General features: G+C 61.9%; 1 protein-coding gene. It reads left to right on the forward strand.

Features of this window, described 5'->3' with window-relative positions:
• The coding region (locus F0Q45_RS26410; protein ID WP_149656642.1) for an acyltransferase domain-containing protein at positions 1-722 on the forward strand (722 nt) is incomplete at both ends.

Genomic DNA, 722 nt, shown 5'->3' on the forward strand with positions numbered 1-722 from the left:
AGAGCCTCAGTATCGCCGCGGTCAATGGGGTTTCGGCGGTGGTTGTATCCGGTGAGGACGCCGCTCTGGAGCGGTTGGTGGCTCGGTGTGCGGAGCAAGAGGTTCGGGCACGCCGGGTTGAGGTGGATTATGCGTCGCATTCAGCGCAGGTGGAGGTGGTCGGCGCGGCCCTAATGGCTGAGTTGTGCGGGATTTCGCCGCGTTCATCGGGCATTGCGTTTGTTTCCACCGTGACAGGCGGGTTGCTGGCCGGCGAGGAATTGAACGGAAAGTACTGGTTTCGCAATCTTCGTCAGACGGTTCGTCTTGATAAGGCGGTGCGTTGGTGTCTGGAGTACGGGTGTGGGGCTTTTGTTGAGGTGAGTCCGCATCCGGCGTTGGGGGCTGGCATTGAGCAGACCGTTGGTGAGCAGGCGGTGGTGGTGCCGACATTGGGGCGTACTGCGGGTGGGTTGGCACGGTTTTGGTTGTCAGTGGGGCAGTTGTTTGTTGCTGGGGTGGGGGTTGATTGGTCGGCGGTGTTGGCGGGGTGTGGGTGTCGGCGGGTGGGTTTGCCGACGTATGCGTTTGAGCGGAAGCGGTTTTGGTTGTCGCCGGCGGTGAGCGGTGGTGATGCGAGTGTGATGGGTCAAACCGGGGCGGGTCATGGGTTGTTGGGGGCGGTTGTTGAGCAGCCTGACTCTGATGCGGTGGTGTTGACTGGGCGGTTGTCGATGTCGGCT

The sequence above is a fragment of the Mycobacterium simiae genome (genome assembly GCF_008370645.1).
In the GTDB taxonomy this organism is placed as follows: Bacteria; Actinomycetota; Actinomycetes; order Mycobacteriales; family Mycobacteriaceae; genus Mycobacterium; species Mycobacterium simiae_A.